The 15,481-nt window shown below is 51.0% G+C and carries 15 protein-coding genes and 1 other annotated feature; of the genes, 11 read left to right on the top strand and 4 right to left on the bottom strand.

Features of this window, described 5'->3' with window-relative positions; translation table 11 throughout:
- Positions 1–48: 48 nt before the first annotated feature.
- The 5 genes from dgoR to OGX99_RS06015 all read left to right on the top strand — a co-directional run bounded on the left by dgoR (position 49) and on the right by OGX99_RS06015 (position 4,866).
- On the top strand, positions 49–738 hold the full coding sequence (gene dgoR, locus OGX99_RS06035) for a D-galactonate utilization transcriptional regulator DgoR (RefSeq protein ID WP_151224037.1): 690 nt from the start codon (positions 49–51) through the stop codon (positions 736–738).
- Entirely contained in the window at positions 735–1,613 is an 879-nt protein-coding gene (locus OGX99_RS06030; RefSeq protein ID WP_286539164.1) for a 2-dehydro-3-deoxygalactonokinase, read from the top strand. Before dgoR ends, OGX99_RS06030 begins: the two co-directional genes overlap by 4 nt.
- On the top strand, positions 1,597–2,214 hold the full coding sequence (locus OGX99_RS06025; RefSeq protein ID WP_151217135.1) for a 2-dehydro-3-deoxy-6-phosphogalactonate aldolase: 618 nt from the start codon (positions 1,597–1,599) through the stop codon (positions 2,212–2,214). The genes OGX99_RS06030 and OGX99_RS06025 overlap by 17 nt, the downstream gene beginning before the upstream one ends.
- Positions 2,211–3,359 carry a galactonate dehydratase gene (dgoD, locus tag OGX99_RS06020; protein WP_151217134.1) on the top strand — a complete coding sequence of 383 codons (1,149 nt, stop codon included), beginning with the start codon at positions 2,211–2,213 and terminating at the stop codon, positions 3,357–3,359. The genes OGX99_RS06025 and dgoD overlap by 4 nt, the downstream gene beginning before the upstream one ends.
- Positions 3,360–3,528: 169 nt before the next feature.
- Positions 3,529–4,866: an MFS transporter gene (locus tag OGX99_RS06015; RefSeq protein ID WP_151217132.1), complete on the top strand. Its 1,338-nt coding sequence runs from the start codon at positions 3,529–3,531 to the stop codon at positions 4,864–4,866.
- Here OGX99_RS06015 and cbrA read toward each other — a convergent pair.
- On the bottom strand, positions 4,863–5,969 hold the full coding sequence (gene cbrA / locus OGX99_RS06010; protein WP_286542963.1) for a colicin M resistance lipid reductase CbrA: 1,107 nt from the start codon (positions 5,967–5,969) through the stop codon (positions 4,863–4,865). The genes OGX99_RS06015 and cbrA overlap by 4 nt on opposite strands.
- A 99-nt stretch (positions 5,970–6,068) precedes the next feature.
- On the opposite strand from cbrA, the gene OGX99_RS06005 reads away from it, so the two are divergent.
- A complete protein-coding gene (locus OGX99_RS06005) occupies positions 6,069–7,295 on the top strand; it encodes a YidR family protein (protein ID WP_210904064.1) in 1,227 nt (408 codons plus the stop codon).
- 1 nt (position 7,296) lies between these two features.
- Here the strand turns inward: OGX99_RS06005 and OGX99_RS06000 are convergent, their stop codons facing one another.
- Positions 7,297–7,632: a YceK/YidQ family lipoprotein gene (locus tag OGX99_RS06000; protein ID WP_370607881.1), complete on the bottom strand. Its 336-nt coding sequence runs from the start codon at positions 7,630–7,632 to the stop codon at positions 7,297–7,299.
- 235 nt (positions 7,633–7,867) lie between these two features.
- Positions 7,868–7,940, top strand: a sequence feature (ROSE (Repression Of Heat Shock gene Expression) occurs in the 5'-region of heat shock genes and acts as an RNA thermometer to modulate expression.).
- On the opposite strand from OGX99_RS06000, the gene ibpA reads away from it, so the two are divergent.
- The 3 genes from ibpA (at position 7,934) to OGX99_RS05985 (ending at position 10,654) form a co-directional block, all read left to right on the top strand.
- Positions 7,934–8,347, top strand: a complete 414-nt coding sequence (gene ibpA, locus OGX99_RS05995) for a small heat shock chaperone IbpA (RefSeq protein ID WP_003023882.1) — start codon at positions 7,934–7,936, stop codon at positions 8,345–8,347. Its footprint overlaps the feature before it by 7 nt.
- Positions 8,348–8,439: 92 nt before the next feature.
- On the top strand, positions 8,440–8,868 hold the full coding sequence (ibpB, locus tag OGX99_RS05990) for a small heat shock chaperone IbpB (protein ID WP_151217127.1): 429 nt from the start codon (positions 8,440–8,442) through the stop codon (positions 8,866–8,868).
- A gap of 124 nt (positions 8,869–8,992) precedes the next feature.
- Positions 8,993–10,654 (top strand): putative transporter, encoded by a 1,662-nt coding sequence (locus tag OGX99_RS05985; protein WP_151217125.1) that lies wholly within the window; start codon positions 8,993–8,995, stop codon positions 10,652–10,654.
- A gap of 2 nt (positions 10,655–10,656) precedes the next feature.
- Here OGX99_RS05985 and OGX99_RS05980 read toward each other — a convergent pair whose 3' ends face one another.
- On the bottom strand, positions 10,657–11,373 hold the full coding sequence (locus OGX99_RS05980) for a GntR family transcriptional regulator (RefSeq protein WP_049000657.1): 717 nt from the start codon (positions 11,371–11,373) through the stop codon (positions 10,657–10,659).
- Between the two features lie 224 nt (positions 11,374–11,597).
- On the opposite strand from OGX99_RS05980, the gene OGX99_RS05975 reads away from it, so the two are divergent.
- Positions 11,598–13,217, top strand: a complete 1,620-nt coding sequence (locus OGX99_RS05975; protein WP_286542961.1) for an alpha-glucoside-specific PTS transporter subunit IIBC — start codon at positions 11,598–11,600, stop codon at positions 13,215–13,217.
- Complete coding sequence (locus OGX99_RS05970) at positions 13,214–14,536, top strand: 6-phospho-alpha-glucosidase (RefSeq protein WP_151217121.1); 1,323 nt, start codon at positions 13,214–13,216, stop codon at positions 14,534–14,536. Before OGX99_RS05975 ends, OGX99_RS05970 begins: the two co-directional genes overlap by 4 nt.
- Here OGX99_RS05970 and OGX99_RS05965 read toward each other — a convergent pair.
- Positions 14,533–15,426: an AraC family transcriptional regulator gene (locus tag OGX99_RS05965; protein ID WP_187259912.1), complete on the bottom strand. Its 894-nt coding sequence runs from the start codon at positions 15,424–15,426 to the stop codon at positions 14,533–14,535. The genes OGX99_RS05970 and OGX99_RS05965 overlap by 4 nt on opposite strands.
- Positions 15,427–15,481: the final 55 nt, after the last annotated feature.

Genomic DNA, 15,481 nt, shown 5'->3' with positions numbered 1-15,481 from the left:
GCGGTGACGGTAAAGTAGAGCAGAACATTCAGAGCACAAGGACTATCCATGACTCTCAACAAGACCGATCGCATTGTTATCACGCTGGGCAAACAGATTATCAGTGGCAAATACGTACCGGGGTCGGCACTACCGGCGGAAGCGGATTTATGCGAGGAATTTGAAACCTCGCGCAACATCATTCGTGAAGTGTTCCGTTCGCTTATGGCGAAGAGGCTCATTGAAATGAAACGCTACCGCGGGGCATTTGTTGCACCACGAAACCAGTGGAATTACCTCGATACAGATGTACTGCAATGGGTGCTGGAAAACGACTATGACCCGCGTCTGATTAGCGCGATGAGTGAAGTTCGTAATCTGGTGGAACCGGCGATTGCTCGCTGGGCAGCGGAGCGGGCGAACTCGAGCGATCTGGCTGAAATCGAGTCGGCGCTTAATGACATGATTGCCAACAACCAGGACAGGGATGCTTTTAATGAAGCTGATATTCGCTATCACGAGGCGGTTTTACAGTCGGTACATAACCCTGTTTTACAACAACTTAGCATAGCGATTAGTTCGCTACAACGCGCGGTTTTTGAACGAACCTGGATGGGGGATGAGGCCAACATGCCGAAGACACTCCAGGAACATAAGGCGCTATTCGATGCGATACGGCACCAGGATAGCAATGCGGCAGAGCAGGCGGCTTTAACTATGATCGCCAGCTCAACACGAAGGCTCAAGGACATCACATGACAGCTCGCTACATCGCAATTGACTGGGGATCAACCAATTTGCGCGCCTGGCTTTACCAGGGCGACAAATGCCTGAAGAGCAGGCAATCAGAAGCAGGCGTTACGCGTCTGAACGGTAAATCTCCCGCAGCGGTGTTAGCTGAGGTTACACAAAACTGGCGCAACAGCGCCACCCCTGTGGTGATGGCGGGAATGGTAGGCAGTAACGTGGGCTGGAAAGAGGCTCCTTATCTGGCCGTTCCCGCCCAATTCTCTGCCATTGGCGAGCAGTTAACCTCTGTTGGCGACAATATCTGGATTATTCCCGGACTTTGCGTTTCTCGTGAGGATAACCACAATGTGATACGCGGCGAAGAGACCCAGCTATTGGGCGCCCGTACACTTTCACCCTCTCCTGTCTATGTCATGCCGGGTACTCATTGCAAATGGGTTCTGGCGGATGCACAGCAAATTCATGATTTCCGTACCGTGATGACCGGTGAGTTACATCATTTGCTGCTGCGCCATTCACTGTTGGGGGCGGGATTGCCGGAGCAGGAAGCCTCGGCCGGTGCATTCTCTGCGGGACTGATGCGCGGTCTCGCCACGCCAGCCGTTTTGCCGCAACTCTTTGAAGTTCGTGCCTCGCATGTACTGGGAACACTCCCGCGAGAGCAGGTTAGCGAATTTCTCTCCGGCCTGCTGATTGGCGCAGAAGTCGCCAGTATGAGCGAACAATTCGCTGCCGGGCAGGCTATTACTCTCGTCGCAGGTTCAGCCCTGACCTCACGTTATCAGCAGGCATTTCACGCCATTGGACGTGAGGTATCTGCAGTATCCGGCGACGCGGCATTTCAGGCAGGCATAAGGAGTATCGCTCATGCAGTGGCAAACTAATCTTCCGCTAATTGCAATATTACGTGGTGTAACGCCCGATGAAGCGCTGGCGCACGTCGGTGCGGTCATTGACGCGGGTTTCGATGCGGTAGAGATCCCGCTTAATTCCCCACAGTGGGAAAAGAGCATTCCGGCAATTGTGGATGCGTATGGCGACAAGGCTCTAATTGGCGCTGGAACCGTGCTCAAACCGGAGCAAGTTGACCAGCTTGCACAAATGGGCTGTAAGCTTATCGTCACGCCCAATATTCAACCCGAGGTGATCCGTCGAGCGGTGGGCTATGGCATGACAGTTTGTCCTGGTTGTGCGACCGCTAGTGAAGCCTTTACTGCGCTGGATGCTGGCGCGCAGGCGCTAAAAATATTCCCTTCATCCGCTTTTGGCCCTGACTATATCAAAGCGCTGAAAGCGGTACTTCCGCCAGATGTTCCTGTGTTTGCCGTTGGCGGTGTGACGCCGGAAAACCTGAATCAATGGATCAATGCAGGTTGTGTAGGTGCAGGACTGGGCAGCGATCTCTATCGCGCCGGGCAGTCTGTTGAACGTACCGTGCAGCAGGCTGTGGCATTTGTAAAAGCGTATCGAGAGGCAATGAAATGAAAATTACTAAAATCACCACGTACCGTTTACCCCCGCGCTGGATGTTTTTAAAGATTGAAACAGATGAGGGGATTGTTGGCTGGGGTGAACCGGTCATTGAAGGGCGGGCACGCACTGTGGAAGCGGCGGTTCACGAGCTTGGTGATTATCTGATTGGCCAGGATCCCGCGCGTATTAACGATCTCTGGCAGGTGATGTACCGGGCTGGTTTTTATCGCGGTGGTCCTATCATGATGAGTGCAATCGCTGGTATTGACCAGGCGCTGTGGGATATCAAAGGTAAAGTGCTGAATGCACCTGTATGGCAACTGATGGGGGGGCTGGTTCGCGATAAAATCAAAGCCTATAGCTGGGTTGGTGGAGATCGTCCAGCAGAAGTGATTGACGGTATTAAGAAGTTGCGCAGCATTGGTTTTGATACCTTCAAACTGAACGGCTGTGAAGAGATGGGCGTCATTGACAATTCGCGAGCCGTGGACGCTGCGGTAAATACAGTGGCGCAAATTCGCGAAGCCTTTGGCAATGAAATTGAGTTTGGCCTTGATTTCCATGGTCGTGTTAGCGCCCCGATGGCAAAAGTATTAATTAAAGAGTTGGAACAATACCGACCTCTGTTTATTGAAGAGCCGGTACTGGCTGAACAGGCTGAATATTATCCGAAGCTGGCGGCACAAACACATATTCCTATTGCTGCCGGTGAACGCATGTTCTCACGTTTCGAATTTAAACGCGTGCTGGAAGCTGGTGGCCTGGCAATTCTACAACCCGACCTGTCACATGCTGGTGGTATTACCGAGTGCTATAAAATTGCCGGAATGGCGGAAGCTTACGATGTGGCGCTGGCTCCGCACTGCCCGCTGGGGCCAATTGCGTTAGCTGCCTGTCTGCACATTGACTTCGTCTCGCGAAACGCGGTATTCCAGGAGCAAAGCATGGGTATTCACTACAATAAGGGCGCTGAGTTACTCGACTTTGTGAAAAACAAAGAAGATTTCAATATGGAAGGTGGATTCTTTAAACCGCTAATGAAAGCGGGTCTGGGCGTAGAAATTGATGAAGCTCGGGTGATTGAGCTCAGCAAAAATGCACCGGACTGGCGTAATCCGTTGTGGCGGCATGAGGATGGCAGCGTCGCCGAATGGTAAATGCGCGTTATACTTCGCACTGGTGGTTCGTTGGCTGTATTTTCTTACCCTGGTCGTATGCTCCCGGGGATGTGAAAACTTGCTGCCTTCACCCAGCACGAATTATTTAGCGCATTGCAGTTGAGTTATTAATAAAAAATTTAAATAAACCCTCTGTAAATTACAGGGCATGGTGAGCGGTATCGCTATGCCCAAAATCTGGAGACAGATTGCGATGGATATTTCAGTTACTACTGCAAAACCCGGGCGTCGTCGGTATCTGACGCTAATTATGATCTTTATTACTGTGGTTATTTGTTATGTTGACCGTGCTAATCTCGCCGTGGCATCGGCACATATTCAGGAAGAATTCGGTATTACTAAAGCGGAAATGGGATATGTCTTTTCTGCTTTTGCCTGGCTTTACACATTATGCCAGATCCCGGGCGGTTGGTTTCTCGATCGTGTAGGTTCTCGCCTGACCTACTTTATTGCCATCTTTGGTTGGTCGGTGGCAACCCTGTTTCAGGGATTTGCAACCGGACTAATGTCGTTAATTGGCCTACGTGCGATAACCGGCATTTTTGAAGCCCCCGCATTTCCCACCAATAACCGTATGGTGACCAGTTGGTTTCCTGAACATGAACGTGCATCTGCTGTAGGTTTTTATACATCAGGACAGTTTGTGGGACTGGCATTTCTTACACCGCTGCTGATTTGGATCCAAGAAATGCTGAGTTGGCACTGGGTATTCATTGTTACCGGTGGGCTCGGTATTATTTGGTCACTTATTTGGTTTAAGGTTTACCAGCCGCCGCGTCTGACGAAAAGTATCACCCAGGCTGAACTAGATTATATTCGTGACGGTGGTGGCCTGGTGGATGGTGATGCGCCCGTGAAGAAAGAGGCGCGTCAGCCACTGACCAAAGCCGACTGGAAGCTGGTGTTCCACCGTAAGCTGGTGGGCGTCTATCTGGGCCAGTTTGCGGTGACCTCCACGCTCTGGTTCTTCCTCACATGGTTCCCCAACTATTTAACCCAGGAAAAAGGCATCACTGCGCTGAAAGCTGGATTTATGACTACCGTCCCGTTCCTGGCGGCTTTCTTTGGCGTACTGCTTTCTGGTTGGCTGGCAGACAAGTTGGTGAAAAAAGGCTTCTCGCTGGGAATGGCGCGTAAAACGCCGATTATCTGCGGATTACTGATCTCCACTTGCATTATGGGGGCGAACTACACCAACGATCCGGTATGGATTATGACACTGATGGCCATCGCGTTCTTCGGCAATGGTTTTGCCTCTATCACTTGGTCGCTGGTCTCTTCACTGGCACCCATGCGCCTGATTGGTCTCACTGGCGGTGTGTTTAACTTCGTTGGAGGATTGGGCGGAATCACCGTACCATTGGTAGTCGGTTACCTTGCGCAGGATTATGGGTTTGCGCCTGCGCTGGTCTACATCTCTGCCGTTGCGCTGCTTGGCGCGTTGTCTTACATCCTGCTGGTGGGGGATGTGAAGCGCGTCGGTTAATGTTCTTTAACCAGCCCGTCAGACGTTATGGCGGGCTGCTCTTCCAGACCTAAGGGAATATGTGCCACGCCGCTGCGCATTATCCATTTACGGGAAAACGCTGACGTAAGTGCCCGGCTTTTAAGGATTTTGCCATACAGTTTGAGACGTATTTTACGGGTAGCTTTGCGGTAAGCGAGATTCATATCTGGCGCATCCCGCAGTAGTACAGATTTGAGAATCTCCGCGCTGTCCAGCGCATAGCTAATCCCCTCCAGCGAGCTGGCGCTGATAAAACCGGCCGCTTCGCCAATCAAAAATGCGTTTTCCTCACCACAGACGAAGTCTTTCCAGCGTGAGGGGAATAGCACCGTACATTTTTCGCTTTTCACCGGGTTGCCGAATTGAAACTGGAACGCTTCCATCTTCGTTTTCAGCGCGTCAAAGCGTGACTGGCCGTCCTTCATCGGGTAGGCGCCGCCAAAGATAAAATAGCCGTCTTTGCTGATACTCCAGGAATAACAGTCGGTTGCGTCGTTATCAAAAATACAGGAATAGAACGGCACAGGATGTTTTTCTGCAAACCATTGTTGAATAGCGACATATTTACGAATTTGATGCTGGGGGTAGAGATGACGGCGCACCAGTGAATTCGCGCCGTCGGCCCCGACCAGATAACGTGCGGTGATCTGTTGCTCCCAACCGTCGGCGCGGAAGATAACATGCCATTTATCGCCCTCGCGCCAGATTTTCCGACACAAGCTGTCGTGATACACCTGTACATCGTCGGGAATGAGAGATTTAAGCCATAAATCAAAGGCATGGCGGTTGATGTTTATGTAACTTCGCTGGTAGTTACGCGTCAAAGAGGCTGCAACATCAACCGTTTTAACGCTAAATATCTGTGGATTGGCGATGACATCAACGGGTAAGGTTATCCCATCGCGGATAAACGAACGCTGGGCATCCGGGGCCAGCAGGCCGCCACAGGGTTTAGTGAAACCTTCGTTGCCGCACTGACGTTTTTTATCCAACGCGATCACGCGCATTTTTCCGCTCAACTGCCGCGCCAGCGCTGCGCCTGCCGGGCCTAATCCGATAATCGCTACGTCAAAATGTTCCATCTTTCTGTCCGCAAAAATGAAGATGACGATACGCTAAAGCCTGAAAGTGAAGTGCTTGTGAAGTATGATTGCTGAAATCGTCTTGTATCAGGGCATTCCATGAAGCAAATCACCTTTACGCCGCGTAATCATCAGCTTACCAATATCAACACCTGGACACCGGACAGCCAGTGGCTGGTTTTTGATGTACGTCCTTCCGGCGCATCGTTTACCGGAGAGACGATTGAACGCATCAATATTCACACCGGCGAGCTGGAGGTGATTTATCGCGCGACACAGGGATCGCATGTTGGCGTAGTGACCGTTCATCCAAAGTCGGAAAAGTATGTATTTATTCATGGACCTGAAAATCCAGATGAATCATGGCATTACGACTTCCATCATCGGCGTGGAGTGATTGCTACGCAGGCAGAAGTGAAGAATCTGGATGCGATGGATATTACTGCGCCTTACACGCCGGGCGCGCTGCGCGGTGGTAGTCATGTGCATGTTTTTAGCCCAAACGGCGAGTTTGTCAGTTTCACCTATAACGATCATGTGCTGCATGAGCGTTCACCGGCGCTGGATTTACGCAATGTCGGTGTGGCTGCGCCGTATGGTCCGGTGAAGGTATCCGCGCAGCATCCCCGTGAATACAGCGGGAACTCTTGGTGCGTGCTGGTGAGCCAGACGACACCAACGCCAAAACCAGGTAGTGATGAGATTAACCGCGCTTATGAAGAAGGCTGGGTGGGGGATCATGCGCTGGCATTTATCGGTGATACCTTGTCGGCAAATGGCGAGAAGGTTCCCGAGCTGTTTATCGTCGATTTGCCACGGGATGAAAACGGCTGGAAAAAGCCGGGCGAGGCACCGCTGGAGGGTTCTGAGGCGACAATGCCTGCGCCTCCGTCTGGCGTTGTTCAGTGTCGTCTGACGTTTACCCATAACCGTGCTTTCCCTGGGCTGGTGAATCAGCCGCGCCACTGGGTGCGCAGTAATCCACAGGCGTCTGAGATTGCGTTTTTAATGCGTGATGACGGCGGTATAGTGCAGCTATGGTTGATTTCCCCACAGGGAGGAGAACCACGTCAGCTTACCCGCTGCGACACGGATATCCAGTCGGCATTCAACTGGCATCCGTCGGGAAAATGGCTGGGATTTGTACTGCAGAACAGAATCGCTTGTTGTGATGCTCAGACGGGAGATATTGATTTTTTAACGGAGCGTCACGGCAACCCGCCGTCGGGCGATGCGATCGTCTTCTCTCCTGATGGTCAACAGGTTGCGTGGATGGAAGACGTCGAGGGTTTCCGCCAACTGTGGGTGACAGAAACCGGGCGTTAACTTAAGGTGCTGGCATTTTTGCCGGAGGGATAACGGCGTTTGTGGCCTGCGTCCTCTCCTCGCTCTTTTCTACACGGGATCTCACCGAGCTATCTTTGCGAAAGAGGTCCCACGGAAGCAATACCGTATCCAGGACAACGGTAAACGGCATATCCAGAATCGCCAGCGACTTGGTTCCCCAGTTTGTATCACTTTCGCTAATCATTGTGGCACTGGCGCGCGTGCCGGGATACGTCCCTTCCTTGCCGCCGGTATGCGACATAATGCTGGAACAGCCGCTCACAAACGCCATCCCGCTGCACATTGTCAGTGTTACCAACATTTTTTTTATCATCATTTATTCATCTGTATTTATCGTGTTTGCATGGTGAGTTAAAGCGATCCGTTGCGAAAATAACATCACCATTTCGTCGCACTGTGGCGGCTATCGCGATTTAACGATAACAACTGCTCCCCCCAGTGTATGCAATAGACAACAAACTGCAAAAAAAGTCAGATGAATACGCTTGAAAAGTTTGGTTTAAGACCCACTTTTAGGATGTAGGCAAATGAAGGGCATGCCTGATGGGTGTCCTGGCTACCTGACCTGTCCATGATGGAAGGTCCATTATCCTCGCTGATTTCAGGAGCTATTGATTATGCGTAACTTTGATTTATCCCCACTGTACCGTTCTGCTATTGGTTTTGATCGCCTGTTTAACCTGCTGGAAAACAACCAGGGCCAGAGCAATGGCGGCTACCCTCCGTACAACGTTGAGCTGGTAGACGAAAACCATTACCGCATTGCGATAGCCGTTGCCGGTTTTGCTGAAAGCGAACTGGAAATCACTGCCCAGGACAATCTGCTGGTGGTGAAAGGCGCCCATGCGGACGATCAAAAAGAACGTACTTACCTGTATCAGGGCATTGCCGAGCGCAACTTTGAACGTAAGTTCCAGTTAGCGGAGAACATTCATGTTCGCGGCGCAAACCTGGTGAATGGTCTGCTGTATATCGATCTCGAGCGCGTAATTCCCGAAGCGAATAAGCCGCGCCGCATCGAAATCAACTAATTCTGTGGGCCGCTTCGGGCGGCCTTGTTAAATCATCGGCTTGCCGTCAGGGAGCCGACATGTACCTACTCGCTTCTTAGAAGGAGATTATTATGCGTAACTACGATTTATCCCCACTGCTGCGTCAATGGATCGGTTTTGACAAACTGGCCAACGCCTTACAAAACACCGGTGAAAGCCAGAGCTTTCCTCCTTATAACATCGAAAAGAGCGATGATAACCACTATCGCATTACGCTTGCGTTAGCCGGTTTCCGCCAGGAAGATTTGGATATTCAACTGGAAGGCACGCGTCTGACCGTGAAAGGGACGCCGCAGCAGCCAGAAAAAGAGACTAAATGGTTGCACCAGGGGCTGGTCACTCAGCCGTTCAGCCTGAGCTTTACGCTGGCTGAAAATATGGAGGTCTCCGGCGCAAGCTTCACTAACGGCTTGCTGCATATCGATTTGACCCGTAATGAACCTGAAGCCATTGCTCCACAACGTATCGCTATCAGCGAACGTCCCGCATTAAATAGTTAAATAGCTCCATGCCTTTGCCCCGCCAGAAATGACGGGGCTTTTTTGTGCTTTACCACCCATACATTGCGACTGTACTCTGCGAGAATCCATTTACTTAATGATGTTATTCACAGGGAACAGGATAATGAGTGATATAGCATTGACGGTCAGCGTTCTGGCATTAGTGGCGGTTGTCGGATTATGGATCGGCAACGTAAAAATACGTGGTGTGGGTTTTGGCATCGGAGGTGTACTGTTCGGCGGTATTATTGTCGGGCATTTTGTCGATCAGGCAGGGATGACCCTTAGCGGCGATATGCTGCATTTTATTCAGGAATTTGGCCTGATCTTGTTCGTCTACACCATCGGTATCCAGGTCGGACCGGGCTTTTTTGCGTCATTGCGCGTTTCGGGCCTGCGGCTGAATCTGTTTGCCGTGCTGATTGTCATCATGGGTGGCCTGGTCACCGCTATTCTGCATAAGCTTTTTGCCATTCCTCTTCCCGTGGTGCTGGGTATATTCTCCGGAGCGGTCACCAATACCCCGGCGTTGGGGGCCGGGCAGCAAATTCTGCGCGATTTGGGTACGTCTGGCGATGTGGTAGATCAAATGGGGATGAGCTATGCCATGGCTTATCCATTTGGTATTTGCGGTATTTTGCTCACCATGTGGCTGATGCGCATGATTTTTCGCGTTAACGTCGATGCTGAAGCCAGGCAGCATGAGTCCACACTGACCAACGGACACGCGCTAATTCAGACGATGAATATCCGCGTGGAAAACCCGAACCTCAACAATATGGCCATTCAGGATGTTCCGATCCTGAACAGCGATAAAATCATCTGCTCGCGACTGAAACGTGAAGAAACATTGATGGTGCCATCGCCGGGAACGGTTATCCAGATGGGGGACCTGCTGCACCTGGTCGGGCAGCCAGCCGATCTGCACAACGCGCAGGTGGTGATTGGTCAGGAGGTGGACACATCGTTGTCGACGCGCGGGACTGATTTACGCGTTGAGCGCGTGGTGGTCACCAACGAACAAGTGCTGGGTAAACGTATCCGCGATCTGCACTTTAAAGAACGTTACGACGTGGTGATCTCCCGCCTGAACCGTGCGGGGGTTGAGCTGGTAGCCAGCAGCGATGCCAGCCTGCAATTCGGGGACATTCTCAATCTGGTAGGGCGGCCTTCGTCGATTGATGCTGTTGCCAATGTTGTCGGTAACGCGCAGCAAAAACTGCAGCAGGTGCAGATGCTGCCGGTATTTATCGGTATCGGACTGGGTGTTCTGCTGGGGTCAATCCCGCTGTTCATTCCGGGTTTTCCGGTGGCGTTAAAGCTGGGGCTGGCCGGTGGGCCGCTGATTATGGCTTTGATTCTTGGACGTATTGGCAGCATCGGTAAGCTGTACTGGTTTATGCCTCCCAGCGCTAACCTCGCGCTGCGAGAGTTGGGTATCGTGCTGTTTCTCGCGGTGGTTGGTCTGAAGTCAGGCGGTGATTTTGTTCATACCCTGACGCAAGGCGATGGCCTGAGCTGGGTGGGTTACGGTATTTTTATCACCGCGATTCCGCTGATTACCGTTGGACTGCTGGCGCGCCTTCTCACCAAAATGAACTACCTGACGCTGTGTGGCATGTTGGCCGGCTCAATGACCGATCCTCCTGCGCTGGCGTTTGCTAACAACCTGCATGCCACCAGCGGGGCGGCAGCGCTCTCCTACGCCACCGTTTATCCGCTGGTCATGTTCCTGAGGATTATCACCCCGCAACTGTTGGCGGTGATCTTCTGGGGAATGGGTTAACGTCAGGACGGGTCCGGGTGGACGCGCCGTAAGTGGTAGTCCACCTGGTATTCGCTGGCGTTTCTGAACATGACTGAATAATTTAGAAATTCCCCGCTATCACTGTATGACAACGAGGTAATGCGTAATAACGGCGTCTGTTCAGGTACGTTCATCTGTGCGGAGAGCTGCTTATCGGCAAGAACGGGGGTCAGACTTTCATAGTTGCCGCTGATTGTTATCCCGCACTCTTTCTCAATGTAATCGAATTTTGATCCTTCCAGATGTGCCAGTGACAGATTACGGAATAATTTTACCGGCATGTAGCTGTCTTCAAGCATCAGCGGTTTGCCATCCACATAGCGAACACGGCGTGAGAAGTGGATACGTTCATTAATCTGGATACGCAGCTGACTGGCAATTGCCGGTGGTGCGGGCATCACTTCAAAAACCAGTACCTCACTGGTGACTTCTTTTCCCTGTCTCTTCAGCACTTCCGCCAGTCCAGTTAGATTGGTGGTTTCATGATGGACATCTTTGCGTGCTACATAAGTTCCACTTCCATGACGGCGTACGACCAATCCCCAGCCAATTAACATATCAATTGCTTTACGGATCGTCATTCGTGACACCGCAAACTCTTCGGCAAGTTTTTTTTCGCCAGGTAGCGGGCTACCGATGTTGTAATCAGAAGAATTCAGGCGAATTCGTAGTCGTTCCGCAATTGATTTGTAGATCACTACCAGACCTCTTTTTTCTTTTAATCACCGCACCATAGACCTTTTGATGTCTAACTTTTACGTGAAAAGTAGACCTCATTGTCGAAATTAAAACCATGAAAGCGATCACGAATCGTAGCGGCATACCATGTCCGGAGGATCGCAACTTTCTATTCTCGTATCAGGCCAGCAATGACGAAAAAAAAGGCCTCTCCCCCTACTGGTTGTTCTATGAGGATGTGAAAATGCTCAGTCAAATACAACGCTTTGGCGGCGCGATGTTCACCCCGGTGCTGCTGTTTCCCTTTGCTGGTATCGTTGTGGGTATCGCTATTATGTTGCGCAACCCGCTCTTTGTGGGCGAAGCGCTTACCGATCCCAACAGTTTGTTCGCCCAAATCGTTCATATCATCGAAGAAGGTGGCTGGACGGTATTTCGTAATATGCCGCTGATTTTCGCCGTTGGTCTGCCTATTGGTCTGGCAAAACAGGCTCAGGGCCGCGCTTGTCTGGCGGTATTGGTCAGTTTTCTGACGTGGAATTACTTCATCAATGCCATGGGTATGACATGGGGACATTTCTTCGGCGTGGATTTTAGCGCAGACCCGACTGCTGGCAGTGGTTTAACGATGATGGCTGGAATTAAAACGCTTGATACCAGCATCATCGGCGCAATTGTCATTTCCGGTATTGTTACTGCTCTACATAACCGTTATTTCGATAAACCCTTGCCAGTATTTCTCGGTATTTTTCAGGGGACATCGTTTGTGGTGATCATTGCCTTCCTGGTGATGATTCCCTGCGCCTGGCTGACGCTGCTGGGTTGGCCAAAGGTGCAAATGGGGATTGAATCTCTGCAAGCTTTTCTGCGTTCTGCAGGTGCGCTGGGGGTATGGGTGTATACCTTCCTGGAGCGTATTTTAATTCCGACCGGGCTGCATCATTTCGTCTATGGGCCATTTATTTTCGGCCCTGCCGCGGTGGAAGGCGGCATCCAGGTCTATTGGGCGCAACATTTGCAGGAATTCAGCCAAAGTACTGAGTCGTTGAAAACGCTGTTCCCTGAAGGTGGGTTTGCCCTGCACGGCAACTCGAAAATCTTTGGTTCATTAGGCATTGCTCTGGCGCTCTACTTCACCGCCGCCCCGGAAAACCGGGTGAAGGTGGCGGGACTATTGATCCCCGCTACGCTCACGGCTGTGCTGGTTGGGATTACCGAACCGCTGGAGTTTACCTTCCTGTTTATCTCTCCCTTATTGTTTGCTGTACATGCCGTGCTGGCGGCTTCCATGGCGACGGTAATGTATCTCTGCGGCGTGGTAGGCAACATGGGCGGCGGTCTGCTTGATCAGTTCTTACCGCAAAACTGGATCCCAATGTTCCACAACCATGCCGGAATGATGTTCACCCAGATAGCGATTGGTCTGGCCTTTACCGTGCTCTATTTCGCCATCTTCCGCACCCTGATCCTGCGCTTCAACCTGAAAACGCCAGGGCGAGAAGACAGCGAAATCAAACTCTATACCAAAGCTGATTACAAAGCTGCTCGTGGGCAAACCACCGCCGCATCGCCGGAGACCAAACTGGGTCAGGCTGCGGGTTTTCTACAGGCGTTAGGCGGCGCAGGCAATATCGAGAGTATTAATAACTGCGCTACTCGCCTGCGTATTGCGCTTCACGACATGGCACAAACGCAAAGCGATGACGTCTTCAAAGCGTTGGGTGCGCACGGTGTTGTGCGCCGCGGCAACGGTATTCAGGTCATTGTTGGTTTGCACGTTCCTCAGGTACGCGAGCAGCTCGAAATGCTAATGAAATCTTCTTTATCAAACGAACAGATCCCCATGACGGAGGCAGTATCATGAAAAAATTCTCAGTGGTTATCGCAGGTGGCGGTAGTACCTTTACGCCGGGCATCGTGCTGATGTTGCTGGCAAATCAGGACCGTTTCCCGCTTCGTGCGCTGAAATTTTATGACAACGATGGCGCGCGCCAGGAAGTGATTGCTGAGGCGTGTAAAATCATCCTCAAAGAAAAGGCACCGGAAATTGAGTTTAGTTACACCACCGATCCTAAAGCAGCATTTACCGATGTCGATTTCGTGATGGCGCATATCCGAGTGGGTAAATACCCAATGCGCGAACAAGATGAAAAAATCCCATTACGTCACGGGGTGTTAGGTCAGGAAACTTGCGGGCCGGGTGGGATTGCCTACGGAATGCGTTCTATTGGCGGCGTGCTGGAACTGGTGGATTATATGGAAAAATATTCACCAAATGCCTGGATGCTTAACTATTCCAATCCGGCGGCAATTGTTGCTGAAGCCACGCGTCGGCTGCGTCCAAATGCGAAAATCCTCAATATTTGCGATATGCCTATCGGTATTGAAGGGCGGATGGCGCAGATCGTTGGCCTTAAAGACCGCAAACAGATGCGTGTGCGTTACTATGGACTGAACCACTTCGGCTGGTGGACATCGATTGAAGATCTGCAGGGGAACGATCTGATGCCGAAGCTGCGCGAATATGTGGCGCAGTATGGTTATGTTCCTCCGTCAAACGACCCGCACACAGAAGCAAGCTGGAACGATACCTTTGCGAAGGCAAAAGATGTACAGGCGCTGGATCCAGATACCATGCCGAATACATATCTGAAATACTATCTATTCCCGGATTACGTGGTGCAGCACTCTGATCCGCAGCGCACGCGCGCCAATGAGGTGATGGACCACCGTGAAAAACAGGTGTTCGGTTCCTGCCGCGCAATCATTGAGGCGGGCAATTCTGCCGCTGGTGAGCTGGAGATTGACGAACATGCTTCTTACATTGTCGATCTGGCGGCGGCTATTGCCTTTAATACTCAGGAAAGAATGTTGCTGATTGTGCCGAACAACGGGGCCATTCATAACTTTGACGATGAAGCGATGGTCGAGATCCCATGCCTGGTAGGGCATAACGGCCCGGAACCGTTGACGGTGGGTGATATACCTCAGTTCCAGAAAGGGCTGATGAGCCAGCAGGTAGCGGTTGAGAAGTTGGTGGTTGATGCCTGGGAGCACCGTTCTTATCAGCGTTTGTGGCAGGCTATCACCTTGTCGAAAACCGTACCGAGCGCATCTGTGGCAAAAGCGATTCTTGATGATCTGATCGAGGCCAACAAAGCGTACTGGCCGGAATTGCACTAATCCTGTTGACCGGCATCCTTTGGGTGCCGGTCCGCATGTTTCAATACCGCCGACGGTGCATAGCCAAACTTGTGTTTAAACGCTTTGCTGAAATGAAACGAGTCAAAGAAGTTAAGCATATCCGCCACCTGTCCGACCGTATTTCCCTCCTGTTTTAGCAGTGACAGCGCCAGTTCCAGCCGGGCATCCAGATAATATTCCTTCGGCGTTTTGCCGGTATAACGTAAAAAAAGACGACGTAGCCAGGCTTCGCTACAGGGAATAGTTGCTGCCATCTCCGCTACGTTCCAGCGTTTTTGTAGGCTGGCATGTAGAGTGGCAATCAGTTTTTCAATTTGCATCCGCTGCGGGTCTTTTTTACCTTCAGCGTAAATAAGACAAATCCATTGATAAATCATTTTTGTAAGAAAAGCGACGGCCAGATTATTTTTCATTGAGTCTGAAGAAGTAATTAATCGTGAAACTTCAGCCAGCTCCTGATTATAAATGTCACCATTATAAATAATATTTTGTTGGCCTAGCGGAATATCCATTACGCTGGTTGGTGTGAACTCCATCCAGTATTGTTCCCATACTAACCCTTCGCAATGATAAGACTGTATATCGGTCGGTTTTAAAAAGATTATACAGTTCCCGTTGAGAGTAATCTGTTCGCCGCCTTTTAGCAGGATTTTTCCACAGCCCTGGACGGTATAGACGGCAACCCAAGAATTAGCTATCAGTGGCTTTTTCTTATCGCGCGGCCAAATAACCCGGTAATGTTCGTCGGCATAGGTGTGCCACAGCGAGATCAATGAAATTCCGCTTGAGATCACATTTTCGTTAATCAACAGGGGAATATTGTATGTAGTTTCGTTTTTTACATGCGAACTTTGCATCTTTCCATTCATTTTAATTTCCCGCCGGAGAATTATGCCCACAACCTGAACTTAACAGAAAAAACCC

The organism is Citrobacter sp. Cu096, assembly GCF_030332285.1.
Lineage (GTDB): Bacteria > Pseudomonadota > Gammaproteobacteria > Enterobacterales > Enterobacteriaceae > Citrobacter > Citrobacter meridianamericanus.
Note: the sequence above shows the minus strand (reverse complement) of the source record. Positions and strands in the feature narration are given on the sequence as shown.

Coding starts and splice junctions, on each gene's coding strand:
- OGX99_RS05965 (WP_187259912.1), bottom strand. CDS start 15,426: ATGAATGGAAAGATGCAAAGTTCGCATGTAAAAAACGAAACTACATAC.
- OGX99_RS06005 (WP_210904064.1), top strand. CDS start 6,069: ATGAAGCAAATCACCTTTACGCCGCGTAATCATCAGCTTACCAATATC.
- ibpA (WP_003023882.1), top strand. CDS start 7,934: ATGCGTAACTTTGATTTATCCCCACTGTACCGTTCTGCTATTGGTTTT.
- OGX99_RS06000 (WP_370607881.1), bottom strand. CDS start 7,632: ATGATGATAAAAAAAATGTTGGTAACACTGACAATGTGCAGCGGGATG.
- dgoD (WP_151217134.1), top strand. CDS start 2,211: ATGAAAATTACTAAAATCACCACGTACCGTTTACCCCCGCGCTGGATG.
- OGX99_RS06025 (WP_151217135.1), top strand. CDS start 1,597: ATGCAGTGGCAAACTAATCTTCCGCTAATTGCAATATTACGTGGTGTA.
- OGX99_RS05975 (WP_286542961.1), top strand. CDS start 11,598: ATGCTCAGTCAAATACAACGCTTTGGCGGCGCGATGTTCACCCCGGTG.
- OGX99_RS06030 (WP_286539164.1), top strand. CDS start 735: ATGACAGCTCGCTACATCGCAATTGACTGGGGATCAACCAATTTGCGC.
- cbrA (WP_286542963.1), bottom strand. CDS start 5,969: ATGGAACATTTTGACGTAGCGATTATCGGATTAGGCCCGGCAGGCGCA.
- ibpB (WP_151217127.1), top strand. CDS start 8,440: ATGCGTAACTACGATTTATCCCCACTGCTGCGTCAATGGATCGGTTTT.
- OGX99_RS06015 (WP_151217132.1), top strand. CDS start 3,529: ATGGTGAGCGGTATCGCTATGCCCAAAATCTGGAGACAGATTGCGATG.
- OGX99_RS05970 (WP_151217121.1), top strand. CDS start 13,214: ATGAAAAAATTCTCAGTGGTTATCGCAGGTGGCGGTAGTACCTTTACG.
- OGX99_RS05985 (WP_151217125.1), top strand. CDS start 8,993: ATGAGTGATATAGCATTGACGGTCAGCGTTCTGGCATTAGTGGCGGTT.
- dgoR (WP_151224037.1), top strand. CDS start 49: ATGACTCTCAACAAGACCGATCGCATTGTTATCACGCTGGGCAAACAG.